At 27.1% G+C, this 14,287-nt stretch carries 16 protein-coding genes; 3 read left to right on the forward strand and 13 right to left on the reverse strand.

Annotated features, from left to right (window positions below; all coding sequences use genetic code 4):
• Positions 1-53 precede the first annotated feature (53 nt).
• The 3 genes from MAU_RS00075 to MAU_RS00085 all read left to right on the forward strand — a co-directional run bounded on the left by MAU_RS00075 (position 54) and on the right by MAU_RS00085 (position 1,818).
• On the forward strand, positions 54-404 hold the full coding sequence (locus tag MAU_RS00075) for a hypothetical protein (RefSeq protein WP_004423017.1): 351 nt from the start codon (positions 54-56) through the stop codon (positions 402-404).
• Between the two features lie 174 nt (positions 405-578).
• Positions 579-1,313, forward strand: a complete 735-nt coding sequence (locus MAU_RS00080; RefSeq protein ID WP_004423018.1) for an SDR family oxidoreductase — start codon at positions 579-581, stop codon at positions 1,311-1,313.
• 73 nt (positions 1,314-1,386) lie between these two features.
• A complete protein-coding gene (locus MAU_RS00085; protein WP_004423020.1) occupies positions 1,387-1,818 on the forward strand; it encodes a hypothetical protein in 432 nt (143 codons plus the stop codon).
• Between the two features lie 10 nt (positions 1,819-1,828).
• Here the strand turns inward: MAU_RS00085 and MAU_RS00090 are convergent, their stop codons facing one another.
• From MAU_RS00090 to MAU_RS00150, 13 genes are all read right to left on the reverse strand, one after another.
• Positions 1,829-2,932 carry a nicotinate-nucleotide adenylyltransferase gene (locus MAU_RS00090; protein ID WP_004423022.1) on the reverse strand — a complete coding sequence of 368 codons (1,104 nt, stop codon included), beginning with the start codon at positions 2,930-2,932 and terminating at the stop codon, positions 1,829-1,831.
• Positions 2,923-4,176: a Y-family DNA polymerase gene (locus tag MAU_RS00095; protein ID WP_004423024.1), complete on the reverse strand. Its 1,254-nt coding sequence runs from the start codon at positions 4,174-4,176 to the stop codon at positions 2,923-2,925. The genes MAU_RS00090 and MAU_RS00095 overlap by 10 nt, the downstream gene beginning before the upstream one ends.
• A complete protein-coding gene (locus MAU_RS00100) occupies positions 4,169-4,594 on the reverse strand; it encodes an iron-sulfur cluster assembly scaffold protein (RefSeq protein ID WP_004423026.1) in 426 nt (141 codons plus the stop codon). Before MAU_RS00100 ends, MAU_RS00095 begins: the two co-directional genes overlap by 8 nt.
• The gene (locus tag MAU_RS00105; protein ID WP_004423028.1) at positions 4,581-5,756 is read right to left on the reverse strand and encodes an aminotransferase class V-fold PLP-dependent enzyme; all 1,176 of its coding nucleotides are present in this window, start codon (positions 5,754-5,756) and stop codon (positions 4,581-4,583) included. Before MAU_RS00105 ends, MAU_RS00100 begins: the two co-directional genes overlap by 14 nt.
• 2 nt (positions 5,757-5,758) lie before the next feature.
• Positions 5,759-6,496 carry a TlyA family RNA methyltransferase gene (locus MAU_RS00110; protein ID WP_004423030.1) on the reverse strand — a complete coding sequence of 246 codons (738 nt, stop codon included), beginning with the start codon at positions 6,494-6,496 and terminating at the stop codon, positions 5,759-5,761.
• A gap of 3 nt (positions 6,497-6,499) precedes the next feature.
• The gene (locus MAU_RS00115; RefSeq protein ID WP_004423032.1) at positions 6,500-6,931 is read right to left on the reverse strand and encodes a transcription antitermination protein NusB; all 432 of its coding nucleotides are present in this window, start codon (positions 6,929-6,931) and stop codon (positions 6,500-6,502) included.
• Between the two features lie 3 nt (positions 6,932-6,934).
• Positions 6,935-7,738, reverse strand: a complete 804-nt coding sequence (locus tag MAU_RS00120) for a TIGR00282 family metallophosphoesterase (RefSeq protein WP_004423041.1) — start codon at positions 7,736-7,738, stop codon at positions 6,935-6,937.
• A gap of 98 nt (positions 7,739-7,836) precedes the next feature.
• Positions 7,837-8,844 (reverse strand): recombinase RecA, encoded by a 1,008-nt coding sequence (gene recA / locus MAU_RS00125; RefSeq protein WP_004423044.1) that lies wholly within the window; start codon positions 8,842-8,844, stop codon positions 7,837-7,839.
• Positions 8,845-8,958: 114 nt separating this feature from the next.
• Positions 8,959-11,130: a phenylalanine--tRNA ligase subunit beta gene (locus tag MAU_RS00130; protein WP_004423047.1), complete on the reverse strand. Its 2,172-nt coding sequence runs from the start codon at positions 11,128-11,130 to the stop codon at positions 8,959-8,961.
• 9 nt (positions 11,131-11,139) lie between these two features.
• Positions 11,140-12,078, reverse strand: a complete 939-nt coding sequence (gene pheS, locus MAU_RS00135) for a phenylalanine--tRNA ligase subunit alpha (RefSeq protein WP_004423050.1) — start codon at positions 12,076-12,078, stop codon at positions 11,140-11,142.
• 3 nt (positions 12,079-12,081) lie between these two features.
• A complete protein-coding gene (locus tag MAU_RS00140; RefSeq protein WP_004423061.1) occupies positions 12,082-13,293 on the reverse strand; it encodes a replication-associated recombination protein A in 1,212 nt (403 codons plus the stop codon).
• A 176-nt stretch (positions 13,294-13,469) separates the two neighbouring features.
• Positions 13,470-13,790 (reverse strand): 30S ribosomal protein S18, encoded by a 321-nt coding sequence (gene rpsR, locus MAU_RS00145; RefSeq protein WP_004423063.1) that lies wholly within the window; start codon positions 13,788-13,790, stop codon positions 13,470-13,472.
• A gap of 13 nt (positions 13,791-13,803) precedes the next feature.
• The gene (locus MAU_RS00150) at positions 13,804-14,280 is read right to left on the reverse strand and encodes a single-stranded DNA-binding protein (RefSeq protein ID WP_004423065.1); all 477 of its coding nucleotides are present in this window, start codon (positions 14,278-14,280) and stop codon (positions 13,804-13,806) included.
• Positions 14,281-14,287 lie beyond the last annotated feature (7 nt).

Raw genomic sequence — 14,287 nt, forward strand, 5'->3', positions numbered from 1 at the left:
TTTGTTAATTTCAAAACATAAAAAAAATATTTAATCTTAATTTAGGAAAAAATATGGGAAATAAAAAACACACAGGCCACTATATTGCATATGTTGTATTATTCTCATTAACAATGATTTGAATCTTTGCAACATTAGCAACATTAGGCTTTTTAGTTAATGCTAGCCAAAAAGCACCAGAAGCAGCTAAAACAACAAGTTTAGTTAGTGCAACTGCGATTGCTTTCTGAGCTGTTTTAGCTTTACTAGGTGTATCTATGTTTATTGTGCAAATTATTGCCACAATTAAGGCATTTATGCATGGTTCAGTTTGAGGTGGAATTCTTTATTTAATAGGTTTTGTATTACCTCCATTTGCTTTAATTGCTTCTGTTGTTGCAGCAGCACACACCTCAAAAATGTAATTAAACCATCCAATTAATTAAATAATTAAAGTAAAAAATGCTTAAATTACTTCATTAGTGCTTTAAGCATTTTTTTATTGTTTTTTTTAGAAATGAAATTAAATTTCTTAGGTTTATTTTTTATATACTTAAGAATATTTAATATTGAATTTTAATTAAGGAAATATAAAAATTATGGAAGAAAATAAGAAGCAATTAGTAGTAATAACAGGCGCAAATTCAGGAATTGGACTTGCTTGTGTTAATTTATTTTTAGAAAAAGGCTATCCAGTTTTAGGGATTGATAAAGAAATTGAGGTAGTAAGTCAAATTAAAGACAAAAATCTTGTAGTATCTAAAGTTGATGTTAAAGATTATGCAAGCCTTAAAAAATCTATTAAAGAAGCAAGACAAAAATTTGGAGATGTAGATTTATTAATCAATAATGCAGGGGTGATGTATCTAGAAAGATATGATAAACAAGATTTAAATGAAAAATATGATATGTTAGATACTAACATTAAAGGTGTAGTTAATGGCATGGATGCTGTTTTAAGTGACATGGTAAAAAGAAACTGTGGCACAATTATTAATATTTCAAGCGTTGCTGGCAGATATACATATAATAACCATGCAATCTATAATTCAACTAAGTTTGCAGTCAATGCTGTTACTGAACAAATAAGAAGAGAACTAGCGCATACAAATATAAGATTTTCTTTGATTGAACCTGCTATTGTGGATACTAATCTTTTAGAAAATACTAAAAACAAAGAAATATATGACGATTATAAAAAATGAAGAGATGAAATTAATGGTGGTCTAAAACCAAAAACAATTGCAGAAACTGCTTTTTATATTTATTCATTACCACAAGACATTTCAATCAAAGAAATTATGCTATCACACACAAATGAAACTGATGTATAGAATTTATTAAACAAAACAATTAATACAATAAAATAAATGTATAAATACTAATTTTAAAAAAAGAAGGGAACAAGTGTTAGATTACATTAAAGAAAAAAGAATTCATATTATTAATATCGTTCTATCAGCTATTGGTGCTTTTAGTTACCTAATTTTATTTATACTTATAATTCCATTTGGCTTTTTATTAGATTATATGGATAGAAGTGAATCACTACTACTAAGTTTAGTAGAAAGTGAATTTGGTGTTACCTTTCTTATCTTATTTGGTTTAGCTATTTTTGGTATTTCAGTAGCTAATTTAGTATTTGGAGTTTTTGGCACAATTTATGCAGGAAAAAATGACTATACAATTGGTCTAATTTTATATATTGTTGGCTTCTTTGTATTTCCTTGCAAAATAATAGCTGCTGCTTTATGTCTTATAAATCTTAAGAAGCTATACACTAAACAATTTCAACAAAATTCCTCTAATCAAGGACAAATTAACAAAAATAAAGAATAAAAAATTGAGGTTAGAAATTACCTCATTTTTTATATATTTCTTTTTGTTTTTCACTAAAAGCATGACCACGCATTTCGCTTTCATACTCAGCGCATCTTTTAACTAAATAAGAAAAAGCATATTCAAAATCTTCAAAGCTTAACTTTCGTATTTTTTCAATTCCTTCTCAACGCCGCCCTTTACTTATTTTATCAGCTACATACAGAATCTTATCTAGCAAGCTTAGTTCAATATCTAAAGAAGTATGCTTTTTAATAGCATTTAAAACTTCTTCATTATCATACTTATATACATCTTTTAATCAATAATATGCAGTAGTTTGATGCAATTTATATACTTCTAAATTGTTTTTATCATAGCCATATTTTTCTAAAAAAGCATATGATTTTTCGATATCTCAAAATTTAGTAATATCATGTGCTAGTCCAGCTTGGTAGGCATTTTTTATTTTGTAATTTAGATTTTTAGCTAACTCTGCTGCATATTCTGCAGTTCAGTGTAAATGAAAGTAGCGAAATTGTTTGTCTTTATTTTTTGGATCAAATAATAGATTTCTTGCAATATCATCAAAATATAAGAAATTTTTTCCAATGTATTCTTGAACTTTGTCTTCGACAACTAAGAAATTACCTTTTTTATATTCTGTGGATGAGTAGTTTCAAACTGGATTATTTAGTAATTTAACATTATATTTTTTAATGTTTATTTTTGAATATTTATTTCCACGATTGAATGCTACTAATTGAACTTTTTTTGCAATTTCATCAATATTTTTTCATTTATTCAATGAATTAATGTTGTCTGTCCCAATTAAAAAATAAATTTCATCATTAGAATATTTTTGTCTAAAATAATTAATTGTGTCAATTGTATAAGAATTACCTTTTCTTTTAGTTTCAAATAAAGAAATTTCCATCTTATCACCTAAAACTAATTCAATCATTTTAATTCGGTGTTCTGCATCAGCATATGCATTTTCTTTCTTAAATGGATTTTTGTTGGAAGGAACAAAAAATAACTTATCAAGTTCTAAATTTGAAATAGCAAATTTAGCTACTTCAATATGTCCTTTATGAATTGGATTAAAACTTCCTCCATAGATTGCTATTCTCATTCATCCTCCAAGTTTAGTTTTTTGTTATAAGACTTTGTATTTTTTCTTAAAAATTTAATGTTTTCAACATTCTCATTGATTTCTTTTTTATATTGGTCTAAAGTTTTAAGTGTATTTTTTCCAATTGCAAAGTTATTTTCAGAAATAATTTTTTCCACAAGATTTTTTGATTGATTTGCAAATAAATCTAAAGAATTATTATCATCAAAAATGGAAACTAATGTATTAAGTGCAACACCAAGGCCTCTTATCTTATTATCATCTCACATACTAATAAATAAACTGGAAACATATTTAAATAAAGTGTCAAAATCGTTTGTTAGCGCTGCCATTTTTTTGCTTTTATGAATCCAGATTCGCTCTTGGTTTCTTATTGAAACTGCAATTTCTTTACCTTCAAGATTTAAATCTTTTGCTCTTTGTGAAATGTTAATCGTAATTGCTCTTAATTCATTGAGTAAAACATTTAAGTCATCATAATCTTCTGACATAAAAGTTTTAGAATTGCTAATGCTTTTAATATCAGATACCAAAATGTGCTCTTTAGTATTTTCACCTTTTAAATCTTTGATAAACAAATAATAGTTTTTACCAAAAATGCTTCTTAATAAAAGATCATTTTCACAATTTATCAAGTCTTCATATGTGTTTATATTGCTATGAATAAGTTTTGGAGCAATAGCTTTCCCTACTCCAAAGATTTTGTTTACAGGAAGATTATAGAAATTATTTTTAATATCTTTTTTAGTTGTTTCTAAAATGCCAAAAGGTTTAGCTTTGTTTGTTGACATTTTTGCTAAAAACTTTGTATAAGAAATTCCAATGGAACATGGCATTTTAAAAATTTCAAGAATTTTATTTTGAATTTCTTTTGCCATTTCAATTGGTGAATGAAATTTTTTAACTTCATCAGTAACATCAATATAGCATTCATCAATTGAATAAATTTCAATTTTTGAACTAAAAAAGTCCTGAATGAATTTAAAAATTTTTTTGGACATTAATGAATATAATTCATAATGAGGCTCAATTACAACTAGATTAGCAATTTTGTCTTTTATTTTATAAAAAGGATCTCCTACTTTAAATCCTTGGTTTTTTACTTCATATGACATGGCTGTAACAATTGCCCTTCTTGAATTTGAGGCAATAACTACTGGTTTATTATTCAGAGATTCATTTTTTGAACGTTCACAACTAACAAAAAATGAATCCATATCAATATGAAAAATAATTTTAGCCATCTAATCCTTTTTTAAATGCACGATAGATTATTGATGCACATTCTAACCTATTTAAATGAACTTTAACATTTTCAAAAACACATAAGTCCCCTAAGTCAATGTTTTTTGCATCAAATTCAGTTTTGTTAATCATTTTAAAATAATTATCTAATATGACATTGATTTCTTGCTTATTTTTGTTAAGCAACTGCTTAATCATTATTTCAATACTAGAAAGAAAAATTGCACAACCTAAAGCATAATAGTTAGCATCAATTAAAATATCATCTTTAAAAGTTAAATGTAATTCAATTTCATCAACACAAACTGATGAATGTTCAAAAATACCACAGTTTTTTTTGTTATCTAACTTGTATTTTGGATTGGCATAATTATCAAAGATAATCCGTTGCTTTTCTTGATTACTATATGATTTCAATGAAGTTACCTCCATTTGCCAAAGTGTCAGCTAAGATATCAATATCTTTTTTTGTATTATACATAGCTAGTGAAACTCTTACATACGAATTACTATACTTATCTATGTTTTTAAATTTATAAGCACAAAAAGCTCCAGAGCGCACATAAATATCACGATTTCCTAAATAAGAAGCAACATCCTGCGATGGGATATTTTTAAAGTTAAATAAAATTATGCCATCGCCTTTTTTAGATGCAATTTCTATGTTTTTTAGTTTTGATAGTTTTGAGTATGCATAATTTGCAATTTCTTTTTCATGCGCAATGATTTCATTCAAATCAAAAGAATTAAAAAAAGAAATTGCCTCGCCTAATTGAATAATTCCAGCAAAATTTGGTGTTCCTGGTTCCCATTTGCTTCCTAATTCTCTTAAATTTCAATCAAAATTATCATAAATATCTTGCACTTGCCCACCACCAAATTTGATTGGTGATAATTTTTTTAATAGCTCTTCCTTGATAGCTAATATTCCAATACCAGTTGGACCATATAATTTGTTAGCTGAAAAAGCCAAAACATCACAAAAACTAAAATCAACTTTGTCATGCACTATTGCTTGTGCTGCATCATTGATTAAAATTGCATTATTTTCTTTACATTTTTTATAAATTAATGCCATATTATAATCAATTTGAAAATTATTAGTTTTTTGCGGAATGACAACTATTTTTGTTTTCTTGTCAATGGAATTAAGAAGATCATTTTCGTCACTTGCATATTTAATTTCAATATTTTTATGCTTGAAGTTTTCAAGAAATGGCACAATAGCTGAAGAGTGGTTGAAATAGCTTAAAATGATTTTTCCTTTATCAATGATTTTAGATAGCATCATGGCAATTTGGTTAAGACTATCAGTAGTTCCCTGGCTAAAAATAATTTCATTATCTTTAGCATTAATGAAATTAGAAACTTTATTTCTTACTTCCTTAATTTTTGAATTAATACTAATTCCTAATTTTGAGTCTGACGTTCTTGTAGAAATTGAGTATTTTTCGTAGTATTCAGATCCTTTATTTATCACAGATTCAGGTTTGAAAGTCAAAGCAGCATTATCCAAATAAACAATATTTGAATTATTTTTAAACATGGGAAAAAATTTCTTGTTGTCTACTTCAAACATTTTTATAATTCCTTTTTTTTAAAATATGCTAAATATTCAATATTCTTTGACTTGTCACCTAAAATTGGACTTTTAATAATTTCTTTTTGCAAAGCAAAATTATTTCTAGCTGCTATTTCAACTATCTTATTTTTAATGTAATCATGATGCTTTTCATCCACATATCCACCAGGTAAAACATATTTCTTGCTTGCTTCAAATTGAGGTTTGATTAAAACAATTAATTGCACATTATTTTTAAAAGTTTTATTACATACTAAAAGAACATGTTTTAAACTAATAAAGGAAACATCACAAGTAATTAAATCAATATCTTCTAAAAATAAGTCTTTCTCAATATTCTTTAAGTTAGTTTTTTCATAAACAACAACTTTTTTGTTAGTACGAAGTGAATAATCCAACTGATTAGTGCCGACATCCAAAGCATAAACTTTTTTGGCATTATTTTCTAAAAGAATCTGAACAAATCCTCCTGTAGAAGAGCCAATATCTAAACAAACTAAATCCTTAGGATTAATTTCAAATTTTTCAAGTGCTTCTTTTAGTTTATATGCTCCCCTAGAAACATATTTTTCTTTTTGATACTCAATTCTTATGTTAACTTTTTCATCGTATTTTTGACTTGCTAAAAATACTTTTTCATTGTTAACATAAATGCGACCTTGCATTGCTAAAGATTCAATTGTTTTTTCATCAATGTCATATTTTTTCTTAATAAGATCTTTTAAAATGAATTTCATAATCTATTTTTTTGCTATTTGTTTTGCTACTCTATCTAAAATTCCATTAATAAATTTATAGTCTTCATTAGGAGATAGTAATTTTGAGATATTAATCATTTCATTAATAACGACTTTTGGTTCATTATAAGTTAATTCATAAATTCCAAAAATAATAATTGCACGGCTTAGTGGACTAATGCGGGATCACTCTCATGAATTTAATAGAAACTTTTTAGCTATGTTTTTTAAAGTTTCATATTTACATTCAATTAATTCAAGAGTTTTCAGCTCATTTTCATTAATCACATTCAATTTATTATTTACAATTTCTTCTGTATTTAGATTGATATCAAAAAGTTCAAATTGGTAAATGTAATTAATGATATTTTTACGAAAATGATATTTTTTGACTAAAAAATTACCCTTATTTTGAATATCTTTTTTAGTTTCCATGTATTACTCCCAAATCCTAATTAATTTAATTTTTTTATCATTTTCATTTTTTGTTAGAGTAAATAAAACTGCATTTAATTCACATTTATTGTTTGAAACTTTAAATGGTGCTCTTGCATCATAACGCATTTTTTGATATACTTCTTCAAAATTTGAACCAATAGCACAGTCTCTTGGCCCACACATTCCAACATCACTAACAAAATATGTTCCCTTAGGTAGCATTCTTGCATCATTAGTTTGCACATGTGTATGTGTGCCAAAAATTGCATCAACTTTTCCATCAACATATAAAGAAAAAACGGCTTTTTCTGATGTTGTTTCAGCATGAAAATCAATTATTCAATAATCAGCTAAGGCTGAATTATAAACTTCGTCAAATTTATCAAAGAAATTGTTTGCAATTTGCTGTTTTCATGGTTCTAATAGTGGATTGAATGTAACACCCATAAATGACATAATTGCAATTTTTTTATTTTTAATCTCAAAAAAACGAATTCCTTGTCCTTCATAACCTTCATCAACATTTATTGGGCGAATTAAATCATTGTTATTAATGATTTCAAGGATTTCTTTCTTTGCTCAAACGTGGTTACCAAGTGTAAATGCATCAACGCCTGCTTCTTTTAGTTCCTTATAATCTTCAGGAACAAAGCCCTTTCTTCCAGAAACATTTTCAGCTTGAGCAATAACAAAATCAACATTATTATCTTTGATAAGCTTTTTAAGATTCTTTTTTACAAAATTTATACCAGGTTTTCCAAAGATATCTCCAAGAAATAAAACATTCAGATTTTCTTTTTTCATAGTACTAAATTATATATAATTTAATACCTTTATAACTAACTTATTATTACTAAAAAATATTAGAAATATCCTAAAATTTCCTAATCTTGAAACACATTTTATTCATTGTTTAGTTTCTCAATTACTAAATTATAAATTTCATCATACAAAGGTTTATTTGTTTGTAGCAGTAATGATAAATTGAGTTGCCCTTGGGCAATATTTTCATTATTATAACTATATCAAGAACCTTTTCTTGTAATAATTTGGAAACTTTCAGCAAGTTGAATTACTTCAGTAACCTTAGAAATTCCTTTTGAAAAAATAATTTCAATTTGTGTGCTTTTATAAGGTGGAGCTAACTTGTTTTTTACTATCTTACATTTAATTTGATTACCTGTTATATCACCATTATTTGTAATATTTTGCACTTTTCTTACTTCTAATCTAATTGAAGCATAAAATTTCAGAGCTTTTCCACCCGTTGTAGTTTCAGGATTACCAAATAAAACACCAATTTTTTCCCGAATTTGATTTAAGAAAATAATTGCTGTTTTATTTTTAGAAAGTGTTCCTGTAATCTTTCTAAGCGCTTTTGACATAAGACGCGCTTGCGCACCAATTGTTTGGTCGCGCATTTCACCATTTAATTCCACCTCAGGAACAAGCGCTGCGACTGAATCAACAACAATTAAATCAATTGCACCTGTTTTTACTAATCTATCCACAATTTCAAGTGCTTCTTCACCAGAACTAGGCTGTGCTAAGATTAGATTTTTAATATCTACTCCTAAATTTTTTGCATAGATTGGATCAATTGAATGCTCAGCATCAATAAATGCTGCAATGCCACCTGTTTTTTGAACTTCGGCAATTGCATGCAATGCTAAAGTTGTTTTCCCACTACTTTCAGGGCCAAAAATTTCAATAATTCTTCCTTTAGGTCATCCACCTATTCCTAGAATATTATCTATACAAAGTGAGCCACTACTAAAAGTATCGGGAATAATGCTAGGTTCCTCTCCTAAAAGCATAATTGATTCTTTCCCAAATTCTTTTTCAATTTCTTTTAGAATCAAACTTATATCAATGGTCTTATTTTCTTTAGTTTCTTTGTTTTCATTCATTTTTTATTGCCTCCAATCTATATTTTCATTATATACCTTTAATAAATGTCTAATTTGGGAAAAATTAGGGAAAAAAGAAAGAAAAAAGTAAAAAAAGAAACATTTTTCTTATTTCTAAGCTTTAAATGTTTCTTCTAGTTTTTTAATTGCTCAGTCTTCAATCTTAAAGGAAAAAGTCACATTTTTAGTTTTTTCATCTTTAACATAAGTATCAATAATTTGGTATGAATGAATTCCTTTGATTGTTTCGATTTTTTTAATAATTTCCTCTGTAGATTCAAATTTTGGTAGAGAAATTGTGATATCTCGAACTTTAATTGGTTCATGTTTATAATTTTTAAATTCAAGTTTGTTATCACTTAATTCATTCAGTTTTATCTCAGCAAAGAAGGCATCTTCTAAATTATATTTAGGATGCATTTTTCCAAGATAACCAATAAGTTTTTCATCTAAATAAATAAAGGCTGCTGCATTTGGATTAAAAATTTCAAGATTTGCTTGTTTAAAAACTAATTTCTTATTAGTTAAGGAAATTAAATCTCTTTTAATTTCATTGAAATCTTTGGAATTAGAAATGATTCCTAAAACATTAGTTTCTCTTCCAACCATACCAATATCAAAATAAGAATTGCATTCAAAACCTTGTTTTTTATTATGGAGCATAATAAAGTTAAGGGAGCTTATCATTGATAATCTAATTTGGGAGTGGTCGTAATTTTTTGCATCAATAGCATTGAGCTTTTCTTGCATTGAAAAAGGATTAAAAATATTGTCTTCAGGCTTTATTAATGTATATGTAATTACATTAGTGTAATTTTTTTGCACTAAATTTTTTATATAGTCAAATGTATTTGATTTTTCATAATTTAGCCGACTTATTTTAGGTTGCTTAAGTGGAAAATTATCATAGCCATAAAATCTAAAAACTTCTTCAACAAAGTCTTGAATGGTTTCTAAATCATAACGGTAATTTGGAAAAGTTACTGCCGAAAAATCTGACTTAAATTTAAAATCAAGTTTTTCAAGTTTACCTATTACTTCATCAAATTTTTTAGTTTTGCAGATATTAAAACCAGCTAATTTATTAATGTAGCTTTTATCTAAAAGAATTGTTTTTTTATGCAATCTTGGAGCATTAATTTGCGCTGAAAAATCAGTTAGATAACTACTTAAAAAGTTATAAGCTAAAATAAGCGCGCCGTTTGCTATTTCTTTACTTGCTCTTTGGGATGAAGCTGTTGCTAATTTGATTTGTTTAGCATTTTTTCTTACATCTGAAGGATTAAAAGAAGCAATTTCAAAAACAACTTTTTGACTTAAGTTATTATATTGGTAATTTTCAAGTCCAATTGTAGCAGCCAAAGCTACTGGGCTGACACCATTAAAAACACAAAGTCCATTTTTTAAATCTACTTCTTTATTACCTAAAATATTAAGTTTCCCTGAATAATATCCAACACTAAATTCATTGGATTCCAAATCATCTTTGTTATATAAATGACATGGAACTCCTGTATATAATAAAACTAAGTTAGTCAAATCAATTGCATTATTAAATGTTTTAATTCCATGTTTTCATAACAACATTTTTTCTTTTATTGAAGCATTTAAATTGAAGTTGGAAGCTTCAATTAAACTAAAAGCATTTGTGTGTTTTAAGTTATTTACTACAAAGTTTGAGATGAGATTATGATTTGCTTTTTTTGGTCATTTAATTTCACTATTGAAGTATGCACTTAATTCTTTAGCCATCACTAAATATGATTGTGCGTCCGCACGATTAGATAAAATCGAAATATCAATAATTCAATCATCTAAATCAAAATATTCAATTGGATCAATATTTAGATCAATTTTTTCAAGTTGAAAAATTTGATCTTGAAATTCAGTTGGAATTACTTCCTTATCAAAGCCAATTTCACTAAGTCCAACAAACATTCCTTCTGATACAATGTCTTGCATTTTTCTTGAAGAAAAAACTAGATTTTTGCTTCTTGAACCTGGGACAAATGACATGACGTATTGACCTTCTTGCATATTTGTAGCTGTAGTTTGAATAATGGCTCTGTGTCCGTCACCATATTCAACTTCACAAACAGTTAAACGGTCAGCATTTGGATTTTTATATACTTTTGTAACATAAGTTAGTTTGATTCCTTCAACATCAGCAAATTTATAATATGATTCAACTTCGAAACCAATTGAGTTGATTGCATTAACTACTTCTTGGACTGAAGTATCTTTTAGATTTGCTAATCTGCATAAATTCTTATAAGAAAAAATCATTTTTACTCCTTATTTAAATTGTTTTAAAAATCTTATGTCATTTGTATATAACTCACGAATGTCATCAATGCCATATTTAATCATTGCAATTCGCTCAATGCCAATGCCAGCTGCAAAAGCACTCATTGAATTAGTATATCAAGCTGCCCTTAGCACTTTTTCATTAAGCATTCCGGCTCCTAAAACTTCAATTCATTTATCCTTGTAAAAAATATCAACTTCAACACTTGGTTCAGTAAATGGAAAATAAGAAGGACGTAATCTTATTTTTATTTGTTGTTCAAAAACATAAGATAGCATCTCTTGCAATGTATAAATTAGTGATGAAAAAGAAACATTGCCAACACTAACTAAATCAAGTTGGGTAAATTGGTGTGTATGTGTTTTATCTTCTTCATCATTTCGATAGACTCTGCCAATGGCAAATTGGGAGAATTCTTGGTTGGCAAATTTTTCTAGTGCTCTTGCACTAATTCCTGTATTATGTGTACGTAGTAACTCGAAATTGTTAAGATACAATGAATCTTGCATTTCTCTTGCTGGATGACTAGATGGGATATTAAGATTCTCAAAATTATATTTATCATTCTCAATTTCAGAATAACTTAATTCAATATAACCATTTAATAAAAGTCATTCTCTAAAACGCATTGCAACTAAATTGATTGGATGAATAATTCCATCAAAAGAAACAGGAGTAGCATAATCAATATATTGGTCGCTTAGTTTTTTTTGGATTTCTAAATTATTAAGTTTTTCTTTTGCAGCATTAAAAAATAATTCAGCTTCGTTTTTTAGTTGCTGAATTTTTTTTCCAATTTCAGCTTTATTTTCTTTAGAAGCTTCTTTTAATTGCGTCATCAAACTTTTTAATTCATCTGAATTATTGAATTGATTTTTTGCAATCTTTAGGTCTTCTAAAGAATTGATTTTGTCTAAGTCAAACATCTTTTACTCCCTGTTTTTAATTTGTTTTCAGTATTCTTTAATTTTTTTCTCTCATCCTTCATTTTGAAATGCATATGCTTGTAAAGAACTTAATTCATTTGGTAAATAAGATTGATTAATTCAGTGATTTGGATAATCATGTGGATATTTATAACCAATACCGCGATTTAATTTTTTAGCTGAAGAATAGTGGGCATCTTTTAAATATAGGGGCGGTTCATAAATATAATTGTTATCAAGTAATTGTCTTATGTTACTAATTGCTAAATATGATGAATTAGATTTTGGGCTTAAAGCAATATTTAAAATTGCAAAACCAATTGGTAAATAACCTTCTGGAAGACCTAGTCTTTCAAATGCTTGAATTGCATTTAGAGTTTGTACCCCACACATTGGATTAGCAAGTCCAACATCTTCATACGCAGCACAAAGCATTCTTCGAAATAAGTCATCGACATTTCCTAACTTTAAAATTAAAAGTCCTCAGTATAAAGCTGCATCTGGATCAGATCCGCGCAGTGATTTATGAAATGCACTTAGTAAATCATAATGTCCATCACCATTTTTATCAGAAAAGAAATTAATTCTTGGAATAATTTCTTTGATGCTTTCAATAGTGATATTTGTATCAGCACTTAATTTGTTGATTAATTCAACAATATTAATTGCGATGCGAAAATCAGAATTAGCTTGGGTGGCTATGAAGTTTTGTATTTCTTTTTTTTCTAATCATGAAATTTGCAGTTTTTTGGCAATGTCAGATAATTTCTTTTGAATTTGGTCTTTGTTAGGACTTTCTAGTTCAATAATATGTGCTCTTGAACGTAGGGCTGGATTTAATTTAAAATATGGATTTTCTGTTGTGGTTGCATAAATACTAATATGTCCATCTTCTAAATATGGAAGCAAAATATCTTGTTTATCTTTATTTAGTCGATGAATTTCATCAATAATTAAAATATCGTTATTTTTAATTTTGATAATTAGATCTTCTTTTTTATCAATGGCAGCATTAAATAAATCATAGTTAACATTCATTGCATTTGCTAGAATATTTGCAATTGTACTTTTGCCAACACCGGGTTTACCATAAAAAATAAATGATGAAAAATCTTTATTTTTTATGATTGATAAAAATAGCTTCTTTTTTGCTTCAGAACAGATAAAATCATCCAAATTATCAGGGCGCATTTGACTTGCCAGATTTATATTCATGTATTTAATTATATCTAAAAAAATACCATAAATTTTTTATCCAAAATGAAACTAAATTATTTATTTTATAAATAATAATTGTTAGTTAAATGCCTAAAAAAAGCAAGCAAAATAAAATAAAAAAATTAAAGCCACATGAATGCAAAAGGCTTTAATTTCTAATTTAAATTAAATAATTATTTTTCGTCTGATGTTTCAGCTACAGGTTTAGTTTCCTTAGTTGCAACTACATCTTTTTTAATGAATTCTTTTTTTACTGAACCAATGTAAGGCAAGATTGCTACTGATCTAGCTCTTTTAATTGCTAAAGCAACAGCTCTTTGGTGTTTTGCACAGGTTCCAGTAATTCTTGATGAAATGATTTTTCCTTGTTGGTTTACTAATTTTGATAATAATTCTTCGTTTTTATAGTCAACATAAACAACAGGAGATTTACTTAAACAAAATTGACATGGACGTTTACGAACAAATAATTTTTTACGAACAATTCTAGCCATTTTTTTCTCCTATTTAAAGATCCCAAGTTAGTCCATCATAATTGATATCGGATTCTTCATCTTCATTTTTTTGTTCATTAGATGTACTATTAGGTATAGTTTGTTTTTTTTCTTCTTCAGAAATACTAAATTCTTTTTCAAATTCACTATTTTTTCTTCTTGATTCTCTGACTTCTTTTGATTCAAGTGGTTGCATACGATCGACACTAACTACATATGAATTAATTGGTTGTCCATTTTGGTCAGTAAATCTTGAAGATTGAAATGATCCCTCTACTAAAATTAGTGAACCTTTGTCTAAGAATTTATTTATGAATGCTGCATTTGATCTTCATGCCACACAAGGCACAAAGTCAGTAACAGGTTCAGTGTTAGGAATTGCATACTCCCTTTGAACTGCAACAGTAAATCTTGAGTATTCAATATTTGATGCTGTAATTCCTTTAAAAGGTTTTGATGCTAATCTTCCTACCAAAATAACTTTATTCATAAAAAGT

The organism is Metamycoplasma auris 15026 (assembly GCF_000367765.1).
Classification (GTDB): Bacteria; Bacillota_I; Bacilli_A; order Mycoplasmatales; family Metamycoplasmataceae; genus Metamycoplasma; species Metamycoplasma auris_A.